This window comes from Candidatus Shapirobacteria bacterium, from assembly GCA_041659325.1.
Classification (GTDB): domain Bacteria; phylum Patescibacteriota; class Microgenomatia; order UBA12405; family UBA12405; genus JBAZYN01.
On the sequence record JBAZYN010000002.1, the window covers coordinates 68,187 to 94,303 of the forward strand.

At 40.3% G+C, this 26,117-nt stretch carries 28 protein-coding genes and 2 tRNA genes; 27 read left to right on the top strand and 3 right to left on the bottom strand.

Going from position 1 to position 26,117, the window contains the following annotated elements; all coding sequences use genetic code 11:
* Nucleotides 1-96 precede the first annotated feature (96 nt).
* The 15 genes from WC841_03530 (at nucleotide 97) to WC841_03600 (ending at nucleotide 14,596) form a co-directional block, all read left to right on the top strand.
* Nucleotides 97-582, top strand: a complete 486-nt coding sequence (locus WC841_03530) for a hypothetical protein (protein ID MFA5828398.1) — start codon at nucleotides 97-99, stop codon at nucleotides 580-582.
* Between the two features lie 8 nt (nucleotides 583-590).
* Complete coding sequence (locus WC841_03535; protein ID MFA5828399.1) at nucleotides 591-1,106, top strand: hypothetical protein; 516 nt, start codon at nucleotides 591-593, stop codon at nucleotides 1,104-1,106.
* Nucleotides 1,107-1,121: 15 nt separating this feature from the next.
* The gene (locus WC841_03540) at nucleotides 1,122-2,228 is read left to right on the top strand and encodes a hypothetical protein (protein ID MFA5828400.1); all 1,107 of its coding nucleotides are present in this window, start codon (nucleotides 1,122-1,124) and stop codon (nucleotides 2,226-2,228) included.
* A gap of 1 nt (nucleotide 2,229) precedes the next feature.
* Nucleotides 2,230-2,841, top strand: a complete 612-nt coding sequence (locus tag WC841_03545; GenBank protein MFA5828401.1) for a hypothetical protein — start codon at nucleotides 2,230-2,232, stop codon at nucleotides 2,839-2,841.
* A 37-nt stretch (nucleotides 2,842-2,878) separates the two neighbouring features.
* The gene (locus tag WC841_03550) at nucleotides 2,879-3,148 is read left to right on the top strand and encodes a hypothetical protein (protein MFA5828402.1); all 270 of its coding nucleotides are present in this window, start codon (nucleotides 2,879-2,881) and stop codon (nucleotides 3,146-3,148) included.
* 51 nt (nucleotides 3,149-3,199) lie between these two features.
* Nucleotides 3,200-4,237 carry a hypothetical protein gene (locus tag WC841_03555; GenBank protein MFA5828403.1) on the top strand — a complete coding sequence of 346 codons (1,038 nt, stop codon included), beginning with the start codon at nucleotides 3,200-3,202 and terminating at the stop codon, nucleotides 4,235-4,237.
* A 94-nt stretch (nucleotides 4,238-4,331) separates the two neighbouring features.
* On the top strand, nucleotides 4,332-6,779 hold the full coding sequence (locus WC841_03560; GenBank protein ID MFA5828404.1) for an AAA family ATPase: 2,448 nt from the start codon (nucleotides 4,332-4,334) through the stop codon (nucleotides 6,777-6,779).
* 23 nt (nucleotides 6,780-6,802) lie between these two features.
* Nucleotides 6,803-6,876, top strand: a tRNA-Arg gene (locus tag WC841_03565).
* Between the two features lie 36 nt (nucleotides 6,877-6,912).
* Nucleotides 6,913-7,413: an NUDIX domain-containing protein gene (locus WC841_03570; GenBank protein ID MFA5828405.1), complete on the top strand. Its 501-nt coding sequence runs from the start codon at nucleotides 6,913-6,915 to the stop codon at nucleotides 7,411-7,413.
* 151 nt (nucleotides 7,414-7,564) lie between these two features.
* Nucleotides 7,565-7,652: transfer RNA gene (locus tag WC841_03575), tRNA-Ser, on the top strand.
* Nucleotides 7,653-7,856: 204 nt separating this feature from the next.
* On the top strand, nucleotides 7,857-8,057 hold the full coding sequence (locus WC841_03580) for a hypothetical protein (GenBank protein MFA5828406.1): 201 nt from the start codon (nucleotides 7,857-7,859) through the stop codon (nucleotides 8,055-8,057).
* 285 nt (nucleotides 8,058-8,342) lie between these two features.
* Nucleotides 8,343-9,122, top strand: coding sequence for a hypothetical protein (locus WC841_03585; GenBank protein MFA5828407.1), 780 nt, complete (start codon nucleotides 8,343-8,345; stop codon nucleotides 9,120-9,122).
* Nucleotides 9,123-9,180: 58 nt separating this feature from the next.
* Nucleotides 9,181-10,476, top strand: a complete 1,296-nt coding sequence (locus WC841_03590) for a hypothetical protein (protein ID MFA5828408.1) — start codon at nucleotides 9,181-9,183, stop codon at nucleotides 10,474-10,476.
* A 426-nt stretch (nucleotides 10,477-10,902) separates the two neighbouring features.
* Entirely contained in the window at nucleotides 10,903-13,884 is a 2,982-nt protein-coding gene (locus WC841_03595) for a HEAT repeat domain-containing protein (protein ID MFA5828409.1), read from the top strand.
* Nucleotides 13,877-14,596, top strand: a complete 720-nt coding sequence (locus tag WC841_03600; GenBank protein MFA5828410.1) for an ATP-binding protein — start codon at nucleotides 13,877-13,879, stop codon at nucleotides 14,594-14,596. The genes WC841_03595 and WC841_03600 overlap by 8 nt, the downstream gene beginning before the upstream one ends.
* A gap of 12 nt (nucleotides 14,597-14,608) precedes the next feature.
* Here WC841_03600 and WC841_03605 read toward each other — a convergent pair whose 3' ends face one another.
* Entirely contained in the window at nucleotides 14,609-14,977 is a 369-nt protein-coding gene (locus tag WC841_03605) for a hypothetical protein (GenBank protein MFA5828411.1), read from the bottom strand.
* A 163-nt stretch (nucleotides 14,978-15,140) separates the two neighbouring features.
* Nucleotides 15,141-16,064, bottom strand: a complete 924-nt coding sequence (locus WC841_03610) for an aldo/keto reductase (GenBank protein ID MFA5828412.1) — start codon at nucleotides 16,062-16,064, stop codon at nucleotides 15,141-15,143.
* A 223-nt stretch (nucleotides 16,065-16,287) separates the two neighbouring features.
* Here WC841_03610 and WC841_03615 point away from each other — a divergent pair, with 223 nt between their 5' ends.
* The 11 genes from WC841_03615 to WC841_03665 all read left to right on the top strand — a co-directional run bounded on the left by WC841_03615 (nucleotide 16,288) and on the right by WC841_03665 (nucleotide 24,878).
* The gene (locus tag WC841_03615; protein ID MFA5828413.1) at nucleotides 16,288-16,986 is read left to right on the top strand and encodes a class I SAM-dependent methyltransferase; all 699 of its coding nucleotides are present in this window, start codon (nucleotides 16,288-16,290) and stop codon (nucleotides 16,984-16,986) included.
* Nucleotides 16,983-17,483, top strand: a complete 501-nt coding sequence (locus tag WC841_03620; protein MFA5828414.1) for an NUDIX domain-containing protein — start codon at nucleotides 16,983-16,985, stop codon at nucleotides 17,481-17,483. The genes WC841_03615 and WC841_03620 overlap by 4 nt, the downstream gene beginning before the upstream one ends.
* Nucleotides 17,480-18,592 (top strand): glycosyltransferase family 4 protein, encoded by a 1,113-nt coding sequence (locus tag WC841_03625; protein ID MFA5828415.1) that lies wholly within the window; start codon nucleotides 17,480-17,482, stop codon nucleotides 18,590-18,592. The genes WC841_03620 and WC841_03625 overlap by 4 nt, the downstream gene beginning before the upstream one ends.
* The gene (locus WC841_03630) at nucleotides 18,582-19,457 is read left to right on the top strand and encodes a hypothetical protein (protein ID MFA5828416.1); all 876 of its coding nucleotides are present in this window, start codon (nucleotides 18,582-18,584) and stop codon (nucleotides 19,455-19,457) included. The genes WC841_03625 and WC841_03630 overlap by 11 nt, the downstream gene beginning before the upstream one ends.
* The gene (locus tag WC841_03635) at nucleotides 19,448-20,092 is read left to right on the top strand and encodes a hypothetical protein (protein ID MFA5828417.1); all 645 of its coding nucleotides are present in this window, start codon (nucleotides 19,448-19,450) and stop codon (nucleotides 20,090-20,092) included. Before WC841_03630 ends, WC841_03635 begins: the two co-directional genes overlap by 10 nt.
* Nucleotides 20,082-20,579: an NUDIX hydrolase gene (locus WC841_03640; protein MFA5828418.1), complete on the top strand. Its 498-nt coding sequence runs from the start codon at nucleotides 20,082-20,084 to the stop codon at nucleotides 20,577-20,579. The genes WC841_03635 and WC841_03640 overlap by 11 nt, the downstream gene beginning before the upstream one ends.
* Entirely contained in the window at nucleotides 20,576-22,153 is a 1,578-nt protein-coding gene (locus WC841_03645; GenBank protein ID MFA5828419.1) for a glycosyltransferase family 2 protein, read from the top strand. Before WC841_03640 ends, WC841_03645 begins: the two co-directional genes overlap by 4 nt.
* On the top strand, nucleotides 22,153-22,842 hold the full coding sequence (locus tag WC841_03650) for an HAD family hydrolase (protein ID MFA5828420.1): 690 nt from the start codon (nucleotides 22,153-22,155) through the stop codon (nucleotides 22,840-22,842). The genes WC841_03645 and WC841_03650 overlap by 1 nt, the downstream gene beginning before the upstream one ends.
* The gene (locus tag WC841_03655; protein ID MFA5828421.1) at nucleotides 22,829-23,365 is read left to right on the top strand and encodes an NUDIX hydrolase; all 537 of its coding nucleotides are present in this window, start codon (nucleotides 22,829-22,831) and stop codon (nucleotides 23,363-23,365) included. The genes WC841_03650 and WC841_03655 overlap by 14 nt, the downstream gene beginning before the upstream one ends.
* A gap of 192 nt (nucleotides 23,366-23,557) precedes the next feature.
* Nucleotides 23,558-23,839 (top strand): hypothetical protein, encoded by a 282-nt coding sequence (locus WC841_03660; protein MFA5828422.1) that lies wholly within the window; start codon nucleotides 23,558-23,560, stop codon nucleotides 23,837-23,839.
* The gene (locus WC841_03665) at nucleotides 23,823-24,878 is read left to right on the top strand and encodes an LPO_1073/Vpar_1526 family protein (protein ID MFA5828423.1); all 1,056 of its coding nucleotides are present in this window, start codon (nucleotides 23,823-23,825) and stop codon (nucleotides 24,876-24,878) included. Before WC841_03660 ends, WC841_03665 begins: the two co-directional genes overlap by 17 nt.
* 33 nt (nucleotides 24,879-24,911) lie before the next feature.
* Here the strand turns inward: WC841_03665 and WC841_03670 are convergent, their stop codons facing one another.
* Nucleotides 24,912-25,280 (bottom strand): hypothetical protein, encoded by a 369-nt coding sequence (locus WC841_03670; protein ID MFA5828424.1) that lies wholly within the window; start codon nucleotides 25,278-25,280, stop codon nucleotides 24,912-24,914.
* Between the two features lie 108 nt (nucleotides 25,281-25,388).
* On the opposite strand from WC841_03670, the gene WC841_03675 reads away from it, so the two are divergent.
* Nucleotides 25,389-26,090: a class I SAM-dependent methyltransferase gene (locus tag WC841_03675; GenBank protein MFA5828425.1), complete on the top strand. Its 702-nt coding sequence runs from the start codon at nucleotides 25,389-25,391 to the stop codon at nucleotides 26,088-26,090.
* The last annotated feature ends 27 nt before the right edge of the window (nucleotides 26,091-26,117 follow it).

The following is a 26,117-nucleotide window of genomic DNA, read 5'->3' on the forward strand; positions in this document are numbered from 1 at the left end:
TATTTGATACGTAGTTATGTTGATTTTAATATAAAAATTATATTTGTCAACGGCATACGTATATACAAATAATAAACGTATATATAATAGTATAAAATGATCAAGGACCGTTTAACAAATGTTTATTATAGGGAAAGGTCGCTAGGGATAAGCTTGGGCCTGGAGGCAAGAACAACAGTTTTGGGTCAAGAAATTGGTGGTAGAATTGGTCCGATACAACTGGCAAGGGAGAGTGTAAGTGCAGGGGCCGAGAAACCAGGCGGGAGTTTAGTTTTTAAAAGAGTTACAAAATTTCCGGAAGTTTTCCCCATATTGGATTTAACTACTAATGATAGTGGGGTGAATGTTACATACCGACAGCCGAACCGGGTTTCCGTTTTGTCACTGGTTCCGGGAATACAAGGCGGAGACCCACTTAAATTTCATATCGCTCAAGGTGTGGGGGCCGGAGCAGTTGAAGGGGCAGTCGCGGGAAACAGAGTGTCGTTGAGTACAGTGTTTGATCAAACTAGCGGTGGAACACTAAGAATTGATATACCCAAGGGGGTAGAACCTGATTTTAATATTTTAGTTAGAGTTTAGATAACCATATGCCAGGCTCAGCTGAACAATATCTACTAAGAGCGGGGGTGATCGGTAATAGAAATAGTGGGGGCGGGCAACCGGCAGAAACAAACGGCGGGCAACAACAACCGGCTAACGGTGATGTAACCATTAGTGTGAGCCGAGGGGTTGGGAACATAGCTGATCTTACAGGGGCAGCCAATATATTGAAGATTTTAAGAGATCTAGAAGGAGATCCCGACCATCCGGAAATTACTTCTGGGGTGGTTGCAGATGCGGCCCAAAGAGTAGCATTGGAGCTTGCACATCCGGAGATAGCAGCACTCACAAAGAGTGTTCTTGGTCCTAAAAACGGTTCGATTCCTATCCCCCAGAACTTATTGTGTATGCCACAAGTTAAGGAAACGGTAGAAGCCATACAAAATGCCCCAAGACCTCAAACGGCGGCGGTTGCCCCGCAGAAAAGAGGATCGCTGATTGGATCGGTTCTAGATATATTTAATCCCCTGCCCAGACGGAAAAACGATCCGGGCTGGCATTAACAATTTATAAAATAAATGTCGTCAATTGAACAATTATTTAACAGTCCGGTTGTAATTGCAGGCGGAGTGGCCGCCAGTGCAGCAGTAGCGGCACAAATTGCCAGAGCGACAACGGATCGAGTTAATGAAGGCGAGGTTTACCTTAGACGAAATAATATAACCGGAAAATTTAGTGTTGACTTGGATCCGAGAAAAGTAGAGTCGGTTGTAATAGGAATGCAGGCGGTAGAAGTGATGGACATAATGGGTGACAACGGACAAAGAGCAACGATAGCAGTTGACCGCACTATGAGAGAAGTATTGGATGATCCCATACAGTTTGCAGCGTTTAGAAAAAGATACGGAGTTCCCGATGCTGATAAAAGAGGTGGTCGGTCGATAAAAACACGAATAGAGGAACATGTTCCGGTTCGCGAAAATGTGCCGGTGGCAGCTACCGGCATAAGATTCAGGCTTCCCTGGATAGAATCAGTGGCAGTGGTCACTTTGGGACAAAAGTTTATCAATCCCGCTGAAGATGGAATGAGGGCATTAGTTGGAGGTAAAAATGGAGATGTAGAGGTTCAACCTGATGTGTTGGTAACATACGATGTTCCGGCGGCGAGATTACCATTGGCAATACAAAAGTTACCAAAACCAGTGCCTAGACAAGGTGACCCACCCGATCCCAGAAATAGTGGTCAGTACGCTCTAGACGAAGTCGGGAAGGCAGTAAGTGGCTTAACTAAAAGTGCCATAACGGCCGCTTTCGGTAAAATACAGTTTGAACAATTGACATCAGCAAAAGGCGGCGGTGTCGAAACGGTGCAGAAAGAGATTGTTGCAGCATTTTATGACAATTTTAGGGATAGTGGTTTAGCCGGTATAGCCAATGTGCAGAAAGTACAACTACAGAGCATCAGAACAGGGGAATATGGTTTGACTTTGACAAGATTGGCAGGTCAAGCTGCTGAAAAGGACCAGCTTGGGCCAGAATTATTTGGTCAAAAAACATTAATGCAAGCGATGACCGGAGGCAAGGGGTCGTCAGTCATTATTACAGATCCAGGGTTAAGTGGATTTACTGCTGCCCAGATAGCCGCCCGAAATAGTGCCGGTGGTCGAGCAGGGGGGGAGGCATAATATGGGAAGAATAATGGATGCACTTGGAAGATTGGGTGAAGCGAAAAAGGCGCAAGTAAAGGTAGAATTTGGGGATATCGATGCTTTACCGGAAAACCAGCGACGATGGAACGGGTTGGTGCTCCGGACGAGACTAGCCGCTGTCGATGTCCAAACAAAATTTCAACAGGGAGCATATGTAGTGAATCAATTTACGGGGGTGGCAAGACATCTTGATACCGTAACGTCATCAGTCGGAGCAGGAGTAATGACTGGTGACATTTTAACCCGGCTTGGCGCTGGAGGTATTGGTAGTACTTTGGGAGGAGGAGCGGGAGCCCTTTGTGCGGGGGCGTTGGTGGTGACTCTGTCAAAAGGGTCTGTCAAAGACGGTGAAGGTGTAGATAGTAGACCCGCTTTGGCGGGACGGGCAGTGTTGGGGGTGACATTAAGCGGTATAGCGGCAACCCAGGTTCCGATAGTTAGAGAGGCCGTAGTGGTCCCCGGCGATACTTTTCAAACGCTTGGTAATGCTGCCATCGTTGGCGTGGCGGTATCGACAGCCGCCCTTGTCTCGGAACTTGGACACATGATGACTGATGACTATTTTGATAAGCAAAAAGCAGAAAAATAATAAATTATTATTTATTAACATTTAACAAAATATAATTATGACTAATGTACCATCACGAAGAGAGAGGGAGGGGCTTACAAGTTTACCTATAGTAGGGGGAATTGTTGGTGCACTCGTACGTATCGCGGACATGGTCACCACAAGAGGGATGGAGGGAGATATCAGTTATTCAACCGGGACTAGCTCGGGAATAGTACGGGCAGAGGGTGGAAGTGTAGATGTAAGTGGAATTACCGTGCGAGACGGTAGCGTTACGGGGCATGTTGTGGAAGAGCATGCACATGTGGAGATACATATAAGAAAATAATCTGTTTATTAGAAAATAAGAAAATGACTGCTGAATCGGGGGGAGGCAACGATGGCTACTAAATCAGAGACTGCGGCTGAGAGATATAGACAAAGACAACAAGCGGAGGCGGCACAAAAAAGTATGCCAACCGAGACTGTCGGCAGGGCGATGCAGATTGCTGAAGAGAATCCCGGGGCAGACGTATATGTCCGAAGAGATGAAGATGAGATGAGGGCGCAATTAAGGGCAGGAAGAAGGGGTGGCCGCATTAATACGGGACTATTTTCGGCACAGAGAGTAGGTCACACGGTACATACAGTTGAGGAACAAATTTCGATGGAAAGAGGTGGTAGACAAACGGAGGTATATGGACGCGGGGAAAGGGTAGAAATATCCGAAGGTACGGTAGGAAGAGGGACGAGAATTGGTGGAGTCGATAATAATACAGGTCTGGAGACGGGGCAGTGGCATAGCCGAGGGAGAGAGCGGGTAGCGACTACATCGATAGTACGCACAGAGAATTCCGGGGGTAGCGTGGATAGACAGGGAGGGTTGACAGTCCAGACAGAGAGGCAGAATTTAGTTACACTCGGCCTAAGATTATTTTTTCCAAAGGCGTGTTTGCAATCAAGAACTTCTGTATCTAGTAGCGGAATTTATGAACCGACGGAACCGATAACTATAGATGCAAGAAAAGCATTGGTCCCCGAAGCGATAGGGACCTTTATAGGAAATATGGATGTAATTGCCGGATCAATCGGGGCGGGGGTGATCGGAAATGCTATTGGTGGGGTTATTCCAAATTGCAGCGACTCCGTACAACTTGCCGGGGCGGTGACCGCAGCAGTGATTGGAGGTGGGGCGTTGGCAGCAATGGGCCATAGCTCCAATCTGATAGATAACGGAGGGATGCGGCTGGCTTTGGGCGTAGGCTTGTCGGCGATAGGCTCGACGGTAATTCCGGGAATTGACAATATGGTCCGCGGCGGGAATTTTCTTGAATCAGCCGGAAATGCGGCGCTGGCCGGGATAGTGATTGGAGTGACGACAATGACTGTAAGAACTATTGAGGGAAAGGTAAAGCAGTTCCTCCCTGCTGAAAAATAAAAAAAAGGTGTTTTGTGTTTTCGGATATTAGGAAGCCTAAACAAAATATTAGCAATCACTTGACAAGACTGCTAATTGTTTTTAAAATAGGGTTATGGAACAACCCAAATTTACTCAACTGGCGGCCGAGACACTGCAGCGGGCAGTGGATGAGGCCAGAGCCAGGAAGAATCCGGAAGTTGATATCCCCCACCTGAAGTGGGCACTACAAAATATTGACGGACCGGCTAAAGAAATCCTAAAAGAGAGTCAGCCGGAAGATTTGGATCGGTTACCAAAAGTTGAAGGAGGAAATGAGCCACAAATATCCCGACTGTTGCAACAAAAACTTGGTGAAGCGGTAAGAGAAAGCCAAAAACGGGGCGATAGTTTTGTCAGCCAGGAAATGCTTTTGTGGGCAGTATTTGAGGATAGTAAAATAAGACAGGAAATAGAAAATTTACGAGGAGGAAAAACAGTGGATTCAGAAAGCAAAGAACAAAGCTATAAGGCATTGGAAAAATATACGACCGACCTGACGGCGCTGGCTCGAAGTGGAAAATTGGATCCGGTAATTGGGCGAGAAGAAGAAATCAGGCGGGTGATGCAGGTGCTTTCCAGACGAACGAAAAATAACCCGGTTTTGGTGGGAGATCCGGGGGTGGGAAAGACAGCAATAGTGGAAGGACTGGCAAACCGAATCGTGAGCGGGGATGTGCCGGAGTCGCTGAAAAACAAAAAAATACTTACCTTGGAGATTTCATCCCTTTTGGCGGGAGCAAAATATCGGGGAGAATTTGAAGAGAGGCTGAAATCGGTAATTGATGAAGTGGTAAAAAGTGAGGGCAAGGTGGTCTTGTTTATCGACGAACTGCATACGATTGTGGGGGCCGGAGGGGCAGAGGGGTCGGTAGATGCAAGTAATATGCTAAAGCCGGGACTAGCGAGGGGAACCTTGAGAGTTATCGGGGCAACAACTTTGAATGAATATAGAAAATATATTGAGAAAGACTCGGCCCTCGAGCGGAGATTTCAGCCGGTAATGGTGGGTGAGCCAAATGTGGAAAACACGATTTCGATTTTGAGAGGGTTAAAAGAAAAATATGAGATACACCATGGGATCAAAATTACCGATGCAGCGCTGATTGCGGCGGCAAAGCTGTCTGACCGGTATATCCGGGACAGGTTTTTGCCCGACAAGGCAATTGATCTGGTAGATGAGTCAGCATCGGCCCTAAGAATTCAAATGGAATCTTCCCCAGTAGAAATAGACAGCCTGGAAAGAAGGGTGCGGCAACTGGAAATTGAAGCCAAAGCGCTAAAAAAAGAAAAAAGTGAAGAATGTAAACTAAGACTGGATGAAGTGGAGAAGGAAATGGCTGAAGAAAAGGAGAAATTAACAAAACTAAGATCTCTTTGGAGCAATCAAAAAGACATTTTGAAAAAAGTACAGGATCAAAAGGAAGAGCAGGACAAACTTAAATCGGACCTGGAACAGGCGGAAAGAAATTTGGAGCTTGATAAGGCGGCAGAAATAAAATACGGCCGGATTCCGGAGGTGCAAAAGAAGCTGGCAGAGGCAGAAAAGAAATGGCAGTCTGTCGACAAAGAGGACCGGCTGGTAAAACAGGAAGTGGATGAGGATGATATTGCCAGAGTGGTATCAAAGTGGACCGGGATACCGGCTTCGAGAATGCTTAAGTCGGAAACCGATAAACTGAAAAATCTGGAAAAATTAATCAGGGAGCGGGTAGTTGGCCAGGATGAGGCGGTAGAAGCGGTAGCCAATGCGGTAAGAAGATCGAGGCTACATTTGGGAGAAAGTGATAAGCCGACGGCCACCTTTTTGTTTTTGGGCCCGACAGGGGTGGGAAAAACAGAAACAGCCAAGGCGTTGGCTGAACAATTGTTCAATGACGAAAAAGCACTGGTGCGGATTGATATGTCGGAATACAGCGAAGCACACACGGTGGCAAGGCTGATTGGGTCCCCTCCCGGCTATGTGGGGTATGAGGAAGGCGGACAATTAACGGAGGCGGTGAGAAGAAAACCGTACACAGTTGTGCTATTGGATGAGATTGAAAAGGCCAATCCCCAAATATTTAGTATCTTTTTGCAGGTTTTTGATGACGGAAGGCTGACGGACGGCAAGGGACGGACGGTTGATTTTTCCAATACAGTAATTATCATGACTTCGAATTTACCGGAAGAGATGGTGGACAAAGTTTTCAGACCTGAGTTTTTGAATAGAATTGACAGAATTATAATCTTTAACAAGCTGTCGGAAAAACAACTGGAATTGATCGTGGAAATTCAAATTGCCAACCTAATAAAAAGGTTAAAAGAGCAAAATATCGTTTTGACAGTAACAGAAAAGGGCAAAAAATATTTGGCGAAAAATGGGTATGACCCGGTTTTTGGGGCCAGACCTTTAAAGAGGTTAATACAAAACGAGTTGGTGGACCCAATCGCCATGCTGTTACTTGACAGCGAAGAGGGAGAAAGCATGGGGGTGGTGGCCGATGAAAAGGACGGAAAGTTAAGCGTAAAATTGATGGACTAAGAGGTGGGGTATAATAGAGCACCGTACCCGTAGCTTAACTGGATAGAGCACTCCCCTCCGAAGGGAGTGATTGGAGGTTCAAATCCTCTCGGGTACACTCAAACAGTATAAAGTCTAAAAGTCTAAAAATATTATGGAAGATCAAATAACAATTATTAAAGATAACCTTTATTACGACGAGAGATCGGCGGGGGGCTTGGTCTACAAAATTGAAAACGGAAAGACTCTGTGGCTTTTGATAAAAACCATAAGCGGGGCCAAAAAAAACGGGCAAAAAGCAATTCATAAGTTCCCAAAAGGCCATTTGCAGAGAGATGAGTTTTTAAAACAAGCGGCATTAAGAGAGGTGGAGGAAGAGGGACAGGTTAAGGCGAAAATTGTCTCGAAAATTGGCTCAAATAATTACATAATCTGGGACAAGCTCCGAAAGAAAAAAATTATAAAAAAGGTAACGTTTTTTTTGATGGAGTACGCGGGGCAAAGCAATCTCAAGCATTACGATACAGAAATGGTGCTGGATCGGGAGTGGCTACAGTATGATGATGCTTGTGAAAAATTGGCATATGATTCGGAAAAAGTTTTGCTGAAAAGAGCCAGGATAAAACTTGAGGAGTTACAGAAAAAAAGCAGGTGAGTTTGGGGGCTTTTCAATGGTATACTATGAAGTATTTTGACCAGTAATCAGGTATAAATCAGGAGAGGTCGGACCCTCCTTCGCTCGAACGGAGCTTCGGACGGGCGAAGTAGTGGTATCCACGCCGCTGGGTCGATAAAATACAAAGTGAGGAGAGGTCGGATAGTGGTTCATTCCACAGACCTGGAAAGTCTGCGCTCCAAAAGGGCTCGCGGGTTCGAATCCCGCCCTCTCCGCCACGTAAAATTTGCTTTGCAAATTAATGTGGCTGAGACGTGAACGTAATATTTTACGAAGTAAAATTAACGTTCTTACGTCTCGCCTAATTAACTCAACGCTGCTGGAACGTAAATTTCGAAGAAATTGTACGTTACCGCCAATTTAAAATCGCATTTTACCATCCTGCTTCGACGGACAAGGTCCGCTAAAAAGGTAAGTAAGCTATGAAATATTCAAGCAAACAGGATTTAGAATCGATAATTGAACGGATATGTGGCGGTAAATGTACTAGACAGGATATAAAGTTGATGCTATTTGATATCAGAGAATTTTTAGCCAAAGACAGTCCTCTGGGTGATATTGCCGATTGTATCCATTCAACAAGAAACAGGGAAATGCTTTATCCAGAATTGGAAGTCATGTAGATAATTTTCTCTCTGTAGCAATAAATTCGGGAGTTATTGTAGTTAGACCCATTTACGATCCAATTCAACTAATAACAGAACTAACCTTGACTTTAACTAAATTGGGCTTTACATATGATGTGAACATTATTAAATCGTATACTACTACCATCATCGAATTTATTTCCGAGTTCTTGGATGATACAAAAATAGATTAAAAAATAATAAAGTTTTGGATTTCCAAAGATGAATTGGCAAAATTGAGTGAATTAGATTTTTTTAAAGATTTCATTGATATAATAAGTTATGGGAGTAGATGAAGAAGGTTCGGAAGTTTCTGACCCTCTGTTGTTGGTAAGAACAATGGAGGACAGTTGGGTCGACTGCGGACGTAAAATCGACGACACGGGGTGGCAGAGAATAACAGAAATGGCACGATTAATTTACGGTGACGCTATGGCCGTTTCTGGAGTTGACACAGAAACTGCAGAAAGGTATGTTCGCATGGCTTATAGCGATAGAGACGATGTACCCAGCGAATGGTTTGGAAGTGAAGGAACAGATGACGAAAGGGTTGTAGAAGCCCAAGGAAAAATTATTTTAGCCTGTTTAGAAGAAGGAGGTAGGTATCCCCCCGAAGATAGACGACGTTTAGTACTTCAAAAAATGGCCCAAGATTTGTTTGAAAATGATTTATTTTCGATTGGTGTAACCCCAAGTGGTAGTGAATATGTTGTCTCTTCCCCTATAAACCGAAGCGGGTTGACGGGTACGGGCGGAGAAACATGGGTTATTAGAAATATTGCCGGAAAAAATCATATTACGCCCAGCGCCAGATCAGGCATGATAGGAAGAGCATGTTTCAGCCCGGTGATTGTTGGTATTCCTGGGGCAGAAAAGAGACGTAATAGAAGTCTCCGAGGTCATTCTCCAGAAGATGTATCTTCGGGGGGGACAGGGCCTGGGATAATAATAAAATACACAGTGTATGAACCAGAAAGATTACCCAGTTGTTCGATAGCGGTGGGAACACAAACCGATGAACGGTTAAGTCCTCTTCGATATTCTTTAAGATTCGACCAGTAGAAAAATTTTCAAACGCACACCGCTTAATTTTTCTAATGTTACAATACCGATATCTACTATGAGTTCTAAAGATCGACTTTTAATTGGGCAAGGTCCCGGACATCAAGACCAGCTTATCTCTATTACTGACCGACTCAGAGCAAGCATGACTAATGAAGAAGTTGTCTTTAGCCCGGCTTCTCAGGAGGTGATCAATAGTTTTGCCCAAGCGAATCAACAGCGTTTTCCTTCTATCTTAGATACTTGTATTGAAGCCTATGAGGCGTCTCTGGGAAGCCAACCTCCCGGGCATGAAAAATCCCATATTGTTGAAAATTTGAACCTAGCCCTCCAGATTTTTGGTCAATACCGCACCTCCGGAAATCCACTCACTAAAGTTGAAGAGTTAGAAGTCGCTCTGGCTATCATCGGACATGATTTAGGTAGATACGCCGAACCATCTTTACCTAAAATTAACGAGAAGGATTTGGAAATACTCGGACCAATTTTTCTTGGTAGAAAATTTCTTCGCGACTTAAATATCCCGGATGAACTCGGCAATCGCATTCTTTATGATATAGCCTCTGCCTCAAATCCAAGGACTGAGCACCGCACAGCAAATATTGTCCATAGGTGTGATCGCATCCAGCTAGGTGGAGCTGTGATGATTCCTCGTCTGGTCGGACTTGGTATTGGTGAACTCGGGCCGGAAGGCTGTGATTTTATCGTGCATCCACCAGAAGTGGCCGGGCAATTTCGGGATAATCTGCCTCATATTTACAAAGAGAGAACCTTGGCGTTACTTACTCGGTTGGAATTTTGGATGAGAAATGTTTATCCACCTACTCGCCCGGAGGAATCTGTTAACGATGATCGAAGGAAACTAGAGACCGCCGTTCTGTTAATGCTTGGAATGCATGGCATGGATGATGTGTACAAAGAAGTATTTGCCCCGGAACTTGGCCTTGTTTCCGATCCTAAGCCATTTAAAAGACCTATTGATCCTGAATTATTCAAAGCGGCCAGGGAAGAACATACCGCCTTTATATCCCAGGTTAATCTTTCTTCTTATAGTGACCAAGGTTCATTAGAACTGGCTACGAGATTAATGGAAACCGAAAATGTCACTATTTTACCGGATTTCGCTGATCACTTTCGGGAGCGGTTGGAAAAAAGTTCTCCTGAAACTAACCGTAATCGTTGGTTGGTTATGCTTTACTCCCTTGAGACTCGACACCAAAAAAGGTTGGCTGATATTTCTCGTCTTCAACATAAGGAACAAGGGGGGGCTTTGGACCCTCTCGAGTCTTGGATCAGAGCAGAACTCGTCGACCGAGAAGAAAAGTATTCTGCTATTTTCGAACCTTCAACTTAGTAGTTGCCAACTATCCAAGGTTGTGAATTTAGGTGCCAAACGGCTTTGAGTCATAAAACAGGTTCTAACTGCGTGGTTCGATAAACTCATCATTATAATCAACAGTTCGCCGCCAAATTTCTATTTCCCCTTGTTGTTCCGTGTACCATAGGTTTCATGGTGGCGTATCAATGAATGGCACTCGAAGCTGGTAACAAACTTTCATTGGCTACATCGAGAAAGGTGACCGAAACCCTTCGGCCTAAACAGCGGCCAAAGTAGCCAAGGTTTTGGTAGTGTCAGAAGAGGAAGTATTTAAGTCGATCATATAGAGGCTCCTAACTATGGGGTATCCTCTACTCAATCGTCGTGATGTACTTCATTATATTGTTAATTATTCTGTAGTTCCGTATAATCTGATTGCTACCATATAGGGTAGCTTTTTTTATGCCAAAATCATTTGACGATTTATTAGATAAAGACCAAATTAAAGAGAGACTGGTAACTGTGGTGGATGCGGAATTGGCTGACAAGATCTCCGAGAAGTTTTGGAGACTGGATTCTTTTGCTAACTTGATTTCAATTCCCTTTTTTTTAAACTTTTTGGTTGATTTTCTAAAGGAAACGAGGCTAAAGGGCACATTTAGTAAATATGACTTTTACGGATATCTACTTAGAAAAGTGTCTGGTGGCGGTGAATTTTTAGATAAATTAACACAGCTCGCTTTGGTCGTGGAACTGCACCAGGTTAATGAGTTTGACCCGACTGGATTTAGTGGAATACTAAACGGCCTTGGAATCAATTCGGAAGATTTAGAGCGGACTGGTTTAATAGAAAAAGACAAAAGGGATGAAAAAGATGTGATCGGTTTTTGCCACCATACAATTTCCGAATTTTTAGTAGCTAACTTTTTGTTCGGACAGGACGATTTTATCGATAAGTTGGAAAAATTTGCTTTGGTTAAAGATGATAAAAATGTATTGGCGATTGCCTTTTCTTGGTATGGGGTAATTAGGTTCTTATTAGACAGCGACAAAAGCATTGAGGTCCGAAATTGGCTGTTAAAACTGGTGGAGGGCAATAAAGAGTTGGTTGATGATGGTTTTTGTAATGCGATTACTTCTGTTGAATCTAAAGATTTATCCCAAAAAGAGAAAAAATATATTTTTGACCTGGTTTATGATACTTATCAGGGTAAAAAGGTATGGTTGCCAATTTGGACCAGAGTCGGGTTGCCTAATTTTTGCGGAAAAGACAGCTATGAGAAGCTCAAGGTTGATGTTCAAAATGGTAGTGGAACAGAAAGTGATGTCTTGGTGAGAAAAGGAACGGCAGTAGATATAGTTGCCAGATTAATGGAAAGCAATTCCCCTCTCATCGCCGGTAGTGAAAAAGAATGGTGGAAAGAAAAGTTGGTTGACCTCGCCAACGATGGTAATGACAATGGGGTGGTCCAGAGACACGCTTTGACAGCGTTGGCAACTTATCATGACGTGGGTCTCATACCAAGACTGGGGAGATGTCTTAGCCACAAGGATAACCTGGTGAGGGAGGCGTTTATTCAATTTTGCTCGGAGACTAATCCTAACGATGAGACAACAATCAATCTGTTAGTGAAGGGAATTGTAGAGAAAGGAACGGATATTTACTCGCGACACGGATTTTACCAAATTACATCAAAAGAAGGGGTAAAAGTATTTTTAAAACACCTGGTTAATAGTTCTCATTTCCTGAAAAAGTTCCTAGATAAGGAAAGTATTTTTAATAGTAAAGACAAAAACTCAGATGAGGTTATTGTTAAAAGAATCGAAGAGTTTACAGATACCGAGATTATTGGGCAACTTAAGCAAATTATTAAAAACTCCTTTGAACAGGGTGAAATATATGATCAGGGACGGTCATATTTTCTCAAGAGACTAGCTTTAGTTACAGGAATAAATTACCCAGAGTATATTTTTGAACTGATTGAAAGGATTAGGGAAAGTGACGGGGATAAATGGGGATTAGCATACGATTATAGTGATCTTTTTTCTTGGCTGATAACCACAGAAAATGTAACGGAATTTTATAAACGGCTTAGTGGTATCAATGAACGTTGTAAAAGGCTCGCAGAAAAGGTGATATATGGCACTAGGTACGGAGACGAGGCTGTCTATAAGACAGCTGTCAAAAATAGACTGGTAACTAAGATAGAGGACCTTGAGGATCATGTACAGAACCGTGACAGAGATGGAGAAATTCTTAAAGAATTTCGACAGTTTTTGGGGACCGATAGTGACAAAAAATATTTTCCGTCAGTATTTGAGTATTTTGTCCAAAACCAGAAACTGATCACATCGAAATGGACGAAGCAAGAAAAGGAACGATTAAAAAAATTGGTAATAAATGAAGGGCTTGAGAAGATTGATCCTAAAAATATTGTAGTAAAAATTCAAAAGAGTGAAGGCGGTAGGGCTAATCAGTACAATATTTCAAGAGTGGCGTCATATTTTGGAGACGTGGTAAGGACAGCAATAGTATTAGGATTAAACCTTAATAAATACAGACAAAAGATTATCAACTTTATCCCATTTGCCTATTCCGACGATAGGCAGGCAATAAGTGAAGTTGTTGATCAAATAGAAGATAAAGATTTGGCGTGGGTCAACCAAGCCTATGCTGATAAAACTGGCGATATTAGGTATTTTTTACCGGACTCATATATATATTTAGTTCGAGACTATCGGGAGAAAGGTTGCGAACTTGGTTCAGCAAAAGAGATACTATTGTCTTTTGCTATAGACGGTGGATTGAGCAACCAGGACAGAAGGTATGCGGTTGAAACACTAGGGGAAATGGTGGACCAAAGTGATTTAGAGATCAAGGATGAACTCGAAAAGGATTTAGGGTCAGAAGAAGTTAATAAAGTAGCAATGGATGTATTAATTGCAGTATTTAAAGATGATAGAGCGATAAAAGAAAGAATCGGACAGATTAAGGCATGGTCAACAGAAGCAGAAAAATACGCAGTACCAGAATCGGGGGTTTGTCATTCAGTGTCTTCTGTTGAAGAAGAAATGGATGGAATGTCTTTAGCACAACCACTAATGAAAATGGGTGACGATCGGTACAAAAATGAATTTATCGGTCTTTTAAATTATTCAGTTGAAATATTAAAAGATGATGAGAAAAAGGAAGTTTTGTGGACCTATGTGAATTACTTATGGAGAACCGTTATTGGATATTTTAACGGATTAGAGAACAAAAACTTTGAGATTATCGGGGAATTGGAGGACTGGTTAGTCAAAAACAGAGACGTTGATAAGGTTAACTGGTTCGAAGGGAGATTGGTCACACTAAAGCAGTCCTACATAGAAGAAAGTAGTAAAAAAACCACTAGTAAAGCATTACGAATTATCACAGAAATATATGGCCATATTCATGACTGACAAAGATGGCCACAATGCTGAATTGAGGTCTGACCGAGAGTATCAACCTTATCCTTCTACCGCCAATGAGAAGAGTATAACTGAAGAGCATGTTTTGCGAGATGACCGCCCGATTCCAACACGACCTGTATGTAGAGTGGAGAGTGTCGACGAAATTTACGGCAAGGTTGTCGCGTTCAGTACCGGACAAGGCCAGGAAAATCCATTGACTGAAAGCGATAATCAGAGTGCAGAAACTGAGAACGATACCATCAAAGGGGAGGAAGATCGTTGTATGGAGTTTAAATCTTCCCTAAGGTGGGATTACCACCAAAGTAAAGTGAACACAGAACTTGAGCTTGAGGTTATTATAGAGATGGCCGCTTTTCTAAATACTAAAGGAGGACAGGTTATAATTGGGGTGAATGATGAAGGGTGTATTCTAGGACTTGATAACGACTTTAAAACTTTAGGAAAAAAGCAAAATAGAGATGGTTTTGGGCTTCAATTGGATAATCTTATCAGTAATTTTTTGGGTGGCGGAGTTTATCCGTACATAACGCTGGAATTCCAACAAAAGAATGAAAAAGATATTTGTATAATAAGAGCCAAAAGATGTAACCATGAAGTTTATGTAGGAAAAGATAGGGATTTTTATATTAGACGGTTTAAATCCAAGGTGAAATTAAATAGCGAAGAAGCACATCGATATATTAATGAAAATTGGAGGTAAGTACCTATCTCCTTACTTCCCCCACTTTCTTGCTACTTCAAGTAGTTCCTCGCCTAACTTCTGAGCACTATCCCTGTACTCTTTTGCAATCCTTTCATCATTAACTGTCATAAGTAGGGCTTTTTTTAGAAAATTTCTGTGTTGACACCATGCATCTATAAATCTCCTTAATTTGGTTCCAACCTCGATATCGATGGCCTCGATTTGTGTAGCTCTAAACTTAATATGTTGTTCACTTGTTGCTCTTATCCTGAAACCCTTGTGCATACCCTCAATACAAAAAGAATTTACATCTTTTGCGGCTTGTATTTTTACAGCTCTTTTATGTTTTCTATTCTCAAAAAACTCATTAATCCAACCTTCACCGAATTTAGCAATCAAGGCAATAATAACTCCTCCTATTGCACCAAGAATGGCCGTAATTTTTGGATTAGATAACAGCTCGTTTAATATATGAATATTATAGACCTTACTTATATTGGGTTGTTGCTAGATTGTATGGTATAGACATAAAATAGGTTCTAACTGTTCAACGGTTTATCGTCTATTTTTCGGGGGGACAAAGTTCATCAAACATGTTTGAAAGTTGGTGAATTTTCACTCCCTCTCCGGTATCGTACCAATCAATTTTCGGAGCATTATAGTTTGGAATTTCAAAACTATTTAGCTTGTCGAGGTCTTCTTGCTCAATCTGAAAATCAAACGATGCCAGGTTTTCATCGACATGGTTTTTAGTGCTTGATTTGACCAGTGGGAAAAACCCTTTTGATACTACCCAATTAAGAATGATTTGATTTTGACTTTTGCCGTATTTTTGAGAGAGCTCGACTAATAAAGGCCAATTTCTTGATGCCGTCATATTCCTTCGCAAGGGCTGGTAGATAACATTGAGAATGTTATTTTGTTGAGCATAACCAGTCACGCCAAGTTTTTCATTTTCCCGAACTTCGAAATTAAAAGCACCTTCATGAGCAAATAGCTTGTCACCTAGTGCCTCATGGTATGTTTTTAGAAACTCTGGGCTGGAATTTGTCAGGCTAGTGAACCTAGTCTTACCTTCACCGATAAGTTTATCAATCATCGTTTTTATAGCTTCCAACCCTAAACCCCTGACAAGACCCATCGTAAACTGAACACTGTCAATATGGTCTGTCCCAAGTGTACTCAAGAAATCATCTACACGATTCTCCGCCTCCTCAATAGTGCTGGCATCCTTCTGATACACAGATAGGGTTACAAAAATGTTATTTCTATCGACACCTGACTTTTTAACAGCTTGTGACAATAAATCAACAGCCTTGCCTTGAGCATACATATAGACTGTTTCGACATAATTTACGCCTTTGTTAAGGGTATAAGATAATGCGTCAATCTGACCTGAATCATCGTTATTAACGTCAGCCTCCATAAAGCCACCAATTCCCCAAGTACCAATTCCCATTTTTGAAAAGTCACTTTTTGTTATCATATAGAACGATTATACTAAGTTGTTGACGATACTAGGGCAAATGAATCTAAATTGTGATCCGAAAGGTTCATAAAATAGGTTCTAACTGCGTAAATGGTTGCCCGGTTGAGTTGATATTTTGTCTATGCGGAACCTAATGAAGGAGAAAAAGTCAGATATAGTTTGGTTTTGTAATCAATTACATAAGTATCTTGCTGTTTTTGGTTTATAATATGCGGGCAAGATGGATTACCAAGAGGAATATATACATAAGCACCCTAGCTTACACCTAGAGCAGGCGCAGCTGAAAGCTAAACAAATATTGGATTTTTTAGGACCAATTAAAATTAATTCTTTATTAGATATTGGTTGCGGGTCTGGTGGAATAACAGAAATTTTAAAAGATTATCTTAAGCCTACTAAAGTGGTAGGCGTAGACATATCACAAACAATGATTCTGGCTGCCAGAGAGCGCGATAAAATGAAACGGATAGAGTGGATATGCGAGGATATTCTTACATATCATTCCAAAACCAGATTTGACCTTGTGGTTGGTGTCGATATTCTAGAACACATAAGCGATGACGTGGAATTACTAAAAATAATTCACCGACTGGGAAAAAAGGTGCTGATTAAAGTACCGATGGAGGATTCCTTTTTAGATAACCAAGTGATTCGGAAACTAGGAATAAGTGACTCATGGAAAGAAAGCGAAAGAAAATATGGACATATTCACCACTACAATGAAAGACAACTACTAGAAATCTACAAGGGTGCTGGTTTTAGAATTATTAAATCGGGCTACATTCCCTTACCAAGAAGATCAAAGATGTTATACGAAGTCTTGAGAGTGTTATTCTTGCCGCTTGGATGGTTTTCAAAAAAAGCAGTAGCAAATTTTGTTGGTGGGTTTAAAATAGTATTAATGGAGCCGAGTAAATGAAGAATATAGAGCCTAAAGTTACAGAATTCTTCGTCTTCGATGGTAGAAAGATTCAATTAAGTTGGTTTTTGGGTTTGCCAGATCCATCTCTAAAAGTTAGTCAGGTAAGTGCTTATTGTATCTATATAAAAAAGTTAATACTGGTGAAAAATAAGAGGGGTTGGGGTATACCGGGCGGACATCCGGAAGATCATGAAACATGTGAACAGGCACTGAAAAGAGAGTTGTATGAGGAGGTAGGTATTGAAAAGAATTTTCAATCCAAACTAATAGGTTGGATGAAAGTAGAAGACCCGGGAAATCCAGGCCTTGAGGGAAAAGTTAGTATTCAGCTGAGATATGTAATAATATTAGATGAACTACCAGCATTTACTCCTAACCCAGAAATCTTCGAACGGAGGCTGGTAGATATTAATGATTTTGACAAGTATGTCAGTTGGGCTTCTAGCCCGACCGGAAGAGCGCAAATCAGCGCGTTAATTTTAAATTTGATATGAAAATAGCTATTTATCAACCAAGAATTAGTTATTATGTTGGCGGCGGCGAAGTCGTACCTTTAGAGATGGCAAAGTATTTTGCTAAACATAATCACGAAGTAACCATTGTCACGGCCCGCCACCCGGAGGGTGATTCTGAATATTTCAGAGATTTTTTAAAGTTAAATTCTGCCATCAAAACAGTGTACCTTGATATTCCTCGTGCCTTAAAATGGATTTATAACGAAAAACCAGGGACCAACCAATTGAGATGGGACTACGAAGCAGTACACGCGGGGAGATTGGCTCAATCTTATTTTGAAAAAAATGATTTTGATATATTAAACGTACATTACCGCGTGGATATTCTGGCTGCCAATATTCGTTATCCGACAGTTATGTTTTTACATGGTGTGCCGGCTGAAGCAGAATATTTTGATAAGGTTTGGTATTCATTTCCAAACGTAAAATATATATCCGTTTCAAAGTACATTGGGGAAAAGTGGTCAAACTTGGTAGGAGGATTGGAATACGATGTCTTTACCAACGGTGTTGATACTTCTTATTTCCATCCGATAGATATCATCAAAGATATAGATGTTCTATATTTCGGAAGATTAGTTCCGGTCAAAGGAGTAAGTTATCTGATTGAGGCGATAAAAATCTTGGTTGGCAAAAACTATTCACCCAAGGTTGTCATTGCCGGAAAAGGTAACCAGAGAGAAGAGCTAGAAGAACAAATGAAGAAACTGCAATTATTAAAGTATATTGATTTTGTAGGATACGTACCACAGAATCAGGTTCTTGAGCTGTATAACCGCTCTAAATTACTGGCGGCTCCGTCTTTTGATAGAGAAGGCGTATTAACAACAATGCTAGAGGCTGCTGCTTGCGGAGTACCGACAGTAACTACAAATAGCTGTAGTATGCCTGAGTTCATAACCCACACCGTGAACGGATTGTTAGCGGAACCACAAGACTCGATGTCTTTAGCATCAGAAATAGAGAAGATACTAAGTAATACAAGCTTTGCCAAAAGATTGGGTAAAGAAGCAAGAAAGAAAGCCGAGGCTTGGAATTGGGAAAACAAATCCAGAGAATTAGAGAAATATTTTGAAAATGCTAGGTGACAAGTTTTCATCATTAGTTTATTCCGGAGGGGTAACGTTAAAAATCGTTTTTGATAATGGAGATTTAAGGGAACGGGTGCTAGGCAATTCATTTATACAAAAATATATCCCTGGGTTAAAAATTCTTACAGGTGAGGCAGCTGATGCGGCTATACACTTTGTGGATAAGGATATTTTTTTTCAATTCGATAGTTATCCAAAAATAATTATTGGAGCAAGGGACTTGTCGGAAAAAGATATCATTTCTCTAGTTGAATTAGCACTTGAGCGAGCCAGACAAGAAAGATGTGTATATTGTATTCATTCGGCGGCGGCGGTATTCAAAAACCGAGTAGTAGTCTTTTGGGGCGGAGCGTCAGGTATGGGTAAAACAAGACTGGCTCAAGAGTTGACTAAACAGGGAGGAGATTTTTACTCTGATGAAAAAACGCTGATAGATCTAAATACAATGGAAGCGATGGGGGGTATTGCTTTTCAATTTCTTGACAAAGCATACTGGAGAGAGAAAAGAACAAGCATTAACTCTGATTCCTATTATAAGGTTGAGTGCAACTTTGCCACTCCCCTCCCTCTGGGATTATTTGTCTATGGTTTTGCAATTGACGGCGCAATAGAAAGTGCCGAGAAGTGGACCGCAGAAAAATTTGAATGGCACCTGTACGAAGAGTTGGGGAGGAAGATCAGAGCCATATCCAGGAGAGTAAAGAATGGCAGTGTGTCCGTGCCATCTTTGGATACTCAAAAAAACGCTGATAGACGGATCCAATACGTGCGGAGACTGACAACAAACATTCCGTGCTACTCTATTCAGGGATCAGACGAAAGTATAATAAAATACATTAAAAAGCTAGAATTATGGAAATAAGACCCGATGATTTTTCTAACCGGTTTAGTGATATGAAAAGATTCTGTGAACCGTCTTTATCGCCAGAGGAGATAGGGAATTGTATTGGGATGGTCTTGTTTAAACCGGATGCCACCAAGTCACTTCTTGATTTGCCTATTATGGAATATATTGAAAGAGAACTGGAAGAATCCACGGGGCAAACAGTAGGGCTGTTTGCTTTTTGCCTGAAAAAAGTAAAGCCAGGGGAGGTGCGGAAGCTATATCCAGAAGAAAGAAATGAACAATATTTAAAATATATCCAAGATCATTTTAGTGGTGGCGATGTCTACGTGGTGCTGGTAGCGGCGAGAAATGCGCCCGAATCATTGAATAGAATTAAAGGTAGTATTAGGACTGGCAGCGGGATAAGGGGAAATTTTTGCCAGAATGCTCCTATTGGTGAAGAAAGCATGGACGACTGGAAGGCCGGTAAGTTAGATCCCGATACGACTAGAAGAATTGGCATAGAACTTTTTGCTGCTAATTTGGTGCATGTCCCAGACGACAGAGAAGGCACTATTAGGGCAATAGAATTATTGTATCCTCCTAAAGAAATTGATAAAATGAGGGCATCCATTCCGATATTTGCTAAATGGTTGGAATATGAACAGTAATACAAAAATAGTAACCGTGGTTAGAGCGGTGTTTAGGCTCGAAAACCAATACTTGGTGGTAGAACAAATAAATGCATCGGGTAATACTTATTTATTGTTTCCCGGGGGACATGCCGATCCAGGAGAATCACTAGTTACAGCGATCAAACGGGAAGTGGCGGAGGAACTAAATGTCGAAAAGTGTATTCCCAAAAAGATTATTTTTGTCAAAGAGACGCTAACTCCATTTGATCGAACTTTTGAGTATTTCTTTGAGTGTGAACCAAGTATGTATATTACAGATATAAGAGTTAAACAGAAAGAATATACTGGATATGAAGGTATTAAACGATGTCTATGGAAAAGTGCAATAGATTTGGAAACAGACAATAAATTTTTCCCTAAACACTTCTTTTCCAAGGATAATTATCAATATTTGGAGCTAAACATAGATCAATACAAAGATTTGTATGGTAATGATAGAAATATTAAAGCTTTATACATATGAGAACCCAAGACGGTACTGACCAAATAATCAGAGATATTTGTCCTTTCAGTGATAATGAACAGGTAAAAGGATTGCTAAAAGACTTAGCCAGTGAATTCGGCTTCCCCAGAACAAAAAGGGTTTTAACTCTGTATTTTGATAACGATGTGCGATTAAGATGTGATGAAAATGATGTATTTTTGGGTCAAAAGATAAAAGCGAAATCAATGGAAACATATAGAGAAGCCAAAATGAAGTCGAAGTATATTGGCTTGGTCATTGGTATGTTGTCGACAATGGGGCTAAAAAAAGCGGCTATAAGCAACGTAATAGAGATGACTTTTGTAGATGAGGAGAATTTTAAATTGGTTTACCTGGGTGACACTTTAATTTCCAAACATCAATTTGAGATTTCGTTATTGGGGATAGCTAAATATAAATCTAAAGTTTTAGACAAAATACTAAAAAACAAATTGGGGTATTCGGACTTGGTGGAGAAGACAGCAAATATTGCCACAGAACAGATTATCGATGAAATGGGGGTGTTAAATGACAAAATTATTAGTTTCTGCAAAGAAACAAACTTGAGTCTTGGTCAAACAACCAACACCTCCTATTATTATCAGATATGCTCTGTTTCAAATGATTACTCCGGACTAGCGGAATTTTTTAAATTAATTACTGGCCATGAAATATGTGATCCGAATCCGTCTCCAGTAAATTTTATCCAAAGGCTACCTTCTGTTTCTGTAATAATTCCCGCTTATAATCTGAGTGAGTCAGTCTTGAAAACCCTAAAGTCCCTTGAAAGACAGGACCATGAAATTAACTACGAAGTAATAATTGTAGACGATTGTTCGAAAAAACCAATTACAGAACAATTAATTCAAGTCCAGGGTGAATTGTTGCATCGACCGATAATAATTAGAAAAGAAAAAAATACCGGTAGTGCTCAAGCGAGGAATGTGGGTGCTTCTGTGGCTTCAAATGACATCCTATTGTTCGTTGACGGGGATGTGGTGTTGACTCCAAACTATTTATATGAACACCTAATCAGACATAAATTGTTCAACAAGTCCGTCCTGGTAAGCTTTAAAGAAAACGTAAATTTCGATGACCCAAGAATATCTTATGAGGCCATCCAGCAAGGTGTGCTTTTGCCAAATTATCAAAACGATCTACGAGTGACTAAATACATTGATAAGGACACTATGGGCTATTACCCCAGTAATTATATGGAGAGAGGAGACATTTTTTCAATATTATCTGAGACTAATTATTTTAAAACTTTAAGCTATGGCAGGAGAATAGGTAACTACGATTTACCATCGATGGTAATTGGCCACAACTTTTCTATACCCAACAGCTTCTTTCGGGCAATAGGTGGTTTTGATAATAAGCTAATTGGATATGGGCTAGAAGATACTTTTTTGGGTATGGTAGCCGTCGCTGCAGGCGCGTTTATAGTACCGGTATTGGCTTGTGGCGTGTATCATATCGATCACCCAACCAGACGAGGTGATTTAAATAAGTTAAGACAGGAATTCAGAGAAAATTCTGAAATTATCGAAAACTTTTTATCTACAAGTGAATAATGAATACACTGTTTTTGGATTTTGCGGAAACTTTGGGCTATCGTAATATTTCAGAATTTGAGAGTGATTTAAAGATAATAAGCAAATATGCAGAACTTGATCCCGGATTAATTAGCAAAAAATATAAAGGCTATCTAAGGATCAGCCAATTTTACGATAGGTCTTTGAGCTTTAAGGACTTTAAAGCCGAACTGGAATTTACAACTAAACACTTTAGTCGCTTTTTGACTAAAGAGTTAGACATTCCTAATGGGGAATTTATAGGTGAAAAAATTGCAACTGATAAGTACCAAACACTTACCCATAGTTTTTTCCCTGAAGTAGGTGATGCTCTGACGCATTATGCGAAAGATAGTCAAATTTACATCCTATCGGATGGTAGACCGAGTAGGCGGAATACTTTGGATTTGCTAGGTTTAAACCAATTTTGTAAAGGGTATTTTATCTCCGACGAGGTCGGTTTTGTCAAAAGTGATACTGGTTTTTATAACAAAGTATTACAAAAAATAGGCATAAAAGGTAAGGTCTATTTTATAGATGATGCAATAGATAACCTTAATGCATTTTGTAAGGTATTGAGAGTCGAATGTATATTAATGGACAGAAAACATCTTCTAGATAAAAAGGGGTTAAAATATTTGGTGTTGGATAGCTTGCCATCACTGCTATATCTAAATGAAAGAAACTAGTTCCGGTCAACCGGAGATGGTTGAGTGGAGAGGGAAAAGATATTTATATCAATGGATAGAGGGTGGGAATGAACATTTGTTTGAACCCCGAACTTTAGTCCATATTATATGTTTTGACAACTTTGGTAATGTTTTGATACAACACGAGAACGATGAATGGCGGTTTCCCGGAGGAGGAAGTGAGGAAAATGAATCACTCGAGGCTACAGTAACCAGAGAAGCCATAGAGGAAACTGGTATTGTGCCCGCAGAGATTCAGCTACTCGGTGCTTTTAAGGTCCAAAAATTGTCAGCAGTGGAAAGCCCATATTTTCAACTATGCGCATTTTGTAGAGCAGGTGAGAGACGGGAACGAATACCTTCCTCAGAAAATGCGGAGATCGATGAGGTAAGGTTCGTGTCACCTGTGGAAATTCCAGAATATATCAAATGGGGGAAGCACGGAGCAGAGATGTTTGATACTGCATGGTCACATTTTAGGTCACTGCCGGAAATGACTAAAGAAATAGTTGGGCCACATTAGCAGCTGACAGTTGTATAAAACAGGTTCTAACTTGCGTCAATGGTTGCTCGCCTACGCTCGCTGAAGCACGCTTCGGCGGATAAATCTGCTTAATGCCGGACATTGTATAATTGGCCATGAATTATAGACGTTTTTTGAGACCCGGTAACAGAACATTAGTGAAGTTGTTTTATAAAAATAAAGTAGTCAAAAATGATAAATAAGGAACAGATAGACTGGCTGAACAATAATCAAGGATTAGTTGCCGTAATTCTTTTTCTTATGACATTGGTAATCGCCTGGATTTCAGGACTTTTCAAATGGCTTTTTGGGAGAAATGATAGAAAAAATCCATACATAAGTGTTGGTGGAGATATCAAGACGGGAGGTAATATTTCAGTTGGCAACAAAACATTCAATCAAAAAGGGGGCAAAAATAGTAAGAATATTCAGGGCGAGAATATTACAGTAAACAAATATGGCAAAGATAAGTAACCAAAAATCAGGTGATGAGTCGACAAATCTACAAGCCGGTAGAGATATTACTGTTAATAACCACAAAGTTGCCCTCTTTTCGATTGAAGAGGTAGCCAAGCAACTTATGAGCTCTGTTTTTAACGAACTACCAGATCAAACAAAAAGACAAATAGAAAAAAATCAAAAATCATACTTTCGGACTCTTTCAGAAAACCTAGGAAAAATAATAAAACAAAATAATGATTTAAAAAAGATTATTGATTCTCCCGACTTTCAATATATTTCTAAAACTGCATCAATTTCTGCAAGCCGGTCGTCTTCTTTGGAATTACACAACAATTTGTCATCGTTAATTATTCAAAGAATAAACAACGACGATGATGACTTGAAAAGAATTGTTTTTAATGAGGCAATTGCTACCATCGGCAAACTGACGACAAATCAACTAAAAATTATTACCCTGTGCTATTTATTGAACTATACATTAGACGGGAGAATAGTTTCTTGGGAAGCATATAATAATTATTTAGACTCACACATAAAGCCATTTTTGGATTTTAAGGATACAGAAATAGAATTTCAACACATTGAATATGCGGGGTGCGGAAGTATTGGAATTGGGAGTTCGGATATCCTGAATAGTTACCGAAAGCGGTACTCATTTTTGTTTTTAAATTTAATTGAGAAACGGCAAATTGACCGCCTTGGTCTTAAAGATGAAATCAAAAAGGAACTAGTTACTTTGGACCCGAAAGAAGACAAATATCTTATCAGATTTATAAATAAAATCGAGGTAGAAGCCTATTTAAAAGAGATGAAAATTGACAAGGAGCTTGCAAAAAAATTAGTAACTATTTATGAGGGTCATATAAAAAATAGCATAGAAATAAAAAAGAAAATAGTCGACGAAACAAACACCGGCAAAGAATTGTTAGAGTTGTGGGAGAAATCAAATCTCAAACACTTATTTTTGACATCTGTCGGAATTGCAATCGGGGCTAGTTATTTTGAACAAATAATTGGCGAAAAAATAGATATTGGTATGTGGATAAATTAAAATTGAAGAATCTGCCGTAAAAATTATACCGTCTTAAGGCTTGACTTCCATAAAAACAATATGGCCCGCCCGGTCGTTTTCGTTGATGGAAATCTCATTGTCGGAAGCATTAAACATTTCCAGAGTAATAGTGCCCTCAAACCCCGGGTCGATAAACATGCTTCCCAGGTGGGTCATCATTCCCTGTTTTGATATTTTGGCGCAACCATCGTAAAACCCAGCGATATGGGCAGGTAATGAAACTTTCTCTTTTGAATTTGTTATCCGGAACTCTTTGGGTTTAAGAACAAATGTTTCTGAAAAATGAATTTTTATAGATGCTTCTTTGACTTGCGGGGTCGGCTGAATCTTTAATTCTCCACTATCCAGTAATTTATTAATTTGGTTGCCGCTTAGTATCATGTGGATTTATTATAAATCCAAACTTACGATATATTGTTAATATAATAGGTTCTAACAGCGTAGTTTCGCTGACTAACAGCAAGTCATTGGTTTGCTGCAGTAAGACAAATGATAAAACTTAACCAAGAAAATAAAAAATATTGGCAAAAATATAAGACAGGAGAAATTCCTTCCGTGCCAAATTTACCGCCAACAACCTTACTAGATAATATCCATGGGCCAATTTTAGATATAGGCACGGGTGACGGAGCCTTGGCGGAACAACTTGCAGTACAGGGCCATGAGGTTGAAGCGATAGATCTTGCCGAGAACATAGTCCGGGCGAATATGACAAGAAACTCAAAAGTTCGATATTCGCTTCAAGATATTACTCAGGGAACAAATTTTGATGGGGCATATTTTGATTTGGCAATATTTCGATTCACATTAACTAACATTCACAAAGAATCGTGGAGAGAATTGGGAGTGGAGATTAATAGAATATTGAAACCGACAGGGAAAGTGTGGATTCTTGAACCTTTGGTTTCAGAAAGCTACCGACGAAGATATCTTTTAGCATCCAAATTTATTGACGAGCCTCATTGTGTATATGTTTTTAAGGATAAGGAACTTGCTGAAAAAATTAACACTGAGGCTAAATTAAAACAAGCACTGGCTAATGATTTGGTAAGCAGAATAGTGAAACACTATACGATTGATGAGTTAAAAAGTATTTTCAACACTTTAAAACTTAACGACCATAGGGTGATAGAAATTATATCCCCTTCCGGATTTATTATTAAAACATTTGAAGGGGTGTTTTCAAAATAAAATAGGTTCTAATTATGTAGTTCGGCA

Coding starts and splice junctions, on each gene's coding strand:
- WC841_03530 (MFA5828398.1), top strand. CDS start 97: ATGATCAAGGACCGTTTAACAAATGTTTATTATAGGGAAAGGTCGCTA.
- WC841_03535 (MFA5828399.1), top strand. CDS start 591: ATGCCAGGCTCAGCTGAACAATATCTACTAAGAGCGGGGGTGATCGGT.
- WC841_03540 (MFA5828400.1), top strand. CDS start 1,122: ATGTCGTCAATTGAACAATTATTTAACAGTCCGGTTGTAATTGCAGGC.
- WC841_03545 (MFA5828401.1), top strand. CDS start 2,230: ATGGGAAGAATAATGGATGCACTTGGAAGATTGGGTGAAGCGAAAAAG.
- WC841_03550 (MFA5828402.1), top strand. CDS start 2,879: ATGACTAATGTACCATCACGAAGAGAGAGGGAGGGGCTTACAAGTTTA.
- WC841_03555 (MFA5828403.1), top strand. CDS start 3,200: ATGGCTACTAAATCAGAGACTGCGGCTGAGAGATATAGACAAAGACAA.
- WC841_03560 (MFA5828404.1), top strand. CDS start 4,332: ATGGAACAACCCAAATTTACTCAACTGGCGGCCGAGACACTGCAGCGG.
- WC841_03570 (MFA5828405.1), top strand. CDS start 6,913: ATGGAAGATCAAATAACAATTATTAAAGATAACCTTTATTACGACGAG.
- WC841_03580 (MFA5828406.1), top strand. CDS start 7,857: ATGAAATATTCAAGCAAACAGGATTTAGAATCGATAATTGAACGGATA.
- WC841_03585 (MFA5828407.1), top strand. CDS start 8,343: ATGGGAGTAGATGAAGAAGGTTCGGAAGTTTCTGACCCTCTGTTGTTG.
- WC841_03590 (MFA5828408.1), top strand. CDS start 9,181: ATGAGTTCTAAAGATCGACTTTTAATTGGGCAAGGTCCCGGACATCAA.
- WC841_03595 (MFA5828409.1), top strand. CDS start 10,903: ATGCCAAAATCATTTGACGATTTATTAGATAAAGACCAAATTAAAGAG.
- WC841_03600 (MFA5828410.1), top strand. CDS start 13,877: ATGACTGACAAAGATGGCCACAATGCTGAATTGAGGTCTGACCGAGAG.
- WC841_03610 (MFA5828412.1), bottom strand. CDS start 16,064: ATGATAACAAAAAGTGACTTTTCAAAAATGGGAATTGGTACTTGGGGA.
- WC841_03615 (MFA5828413.1), top strand. CDS start 16,288: ATGGATTACCAAGAGGAATATATACATAAGCACCCTAGCTTACACCTA.
- WC841_03620 (MFA5828414.1), top strand. CDS start 16,983: ATGAAGAATATAGAGCCTAAAGTTACAGAATTCTTCGTCTTCGATGGT.
- WC841_03625 (MFA5828415.1), top strand. CDS start 17,480: ATGAAAATAGCTATTTATCAACCAAGAATTAGTTATTATGTTGGCGGC.
- WC841_03630 (MFA5828416.1), top strand. CDS start 18,582: ATGCTAGGTGACAAGTTTTCATCATTAGTTTATTCCGGAGGGGTAACG.
- WC841_03635 (MFA5828417.1), top strand. CDS start 19,448: ATGGAAATAAGACCCGATGATTTTTCTAACCGGTTTAGTGATATGAAA.
- WC841_03640 (MFA5828418.1), top strand. CDS start 20,082: ATGAACAGTAATACAAAAATAGTAACCGTGGTTAGAGCGGTGTTTAGG.
- WC841_03645 (MFA5828419.1), top strand. CDS start 20,576: ATGAGAACCCAAGACGGTACTGACCAAATAATCAGAGATATTTGTCCT.
- WC841_03650 (MFA5828420.1), top strand. CDS start 22,153: ATGAATACACTGTTTTTGGATTTTGCGGAAACTTTGGGCTATCGTAAT.
- WC841_03655 (MFA5828421.1), top strand. CDS start 22,829: ATGAAAGAAACTAGTTCCGGTCAACCGGAGATGGTTGAGTGGAGAGGG.
- WC841_03660 (MFA5828422.1), top strand. CDS start 23,558: ATGATAAATAAGGAACAGATAGACTGGCTGAACAATAATCAAGGATTA.
- WC841_03665 (MFA5828423.1), top strand. CDS start 23,823: ATGGCAAAGATAAGTAACCAAAAATCAGGTGATGAGTCGACAAATCTA.
- WC841_03670 (MFA5828424.1), bottom strand. CDS start 25,280: ATGATACTAAGCGGCAACCAAATTAATAAATTACTGGATAGTGGAGAA.
- WC841_03675 (MFA5828425.1), top strand. CDS start 25,389: ATGATAAAACTTAACCAAGAAAATAAAAAATATTGGCAAAAATATAAG.